This window comes from Acinetobacter sp. 25-47-130, assembly GCF_056779705.1.
This window is the reverse complement of sequence record NZ_JBWYII010000038.1, coordinates 1-257: the sequence shown is the minus strand read 5'-3', so window position 1 is coordinate 257 and position 257 is coordinate 1. Positions and strand designations below refer to the sequence as shown.

Genomic DNA, 257 nt, shown 5'->3' with positions numbered 1-257 from the left:
CTGAGGCAGAGCAAGCACTAGCAGATGCAGAATCAGATGGTTTAATCACGCCAACAGAACTTGCTGAGCTGACTCAAGCACGTGATGATGCACTTGCTGCTAAAGAAGAAGCACAAGCGAAAGTTGATGCACTTCCAGAAGGAGCAGACAAAGACGCATTGGATGTACGCTTAGATGATCTAGTCGACATCACCTTACCAACAGTAAATGATGAAAACGAAGATGGCGTAGCAGATGAGTACGAACAAGTATTGGCA

Annotated in this window: 1 protein-coding gene; it reads left to right on the top strand. The window is 45.5% G+C overall.

Translation table 11 applies throughout. The features are described from left to right. On the top strand, window positions 1-257 hold a 257-nt coding region (locus AC1M83_RS14250; RefSeq protein ID WP_481590953.1), incomplete at both ends, for a GA-like domain-containing protein.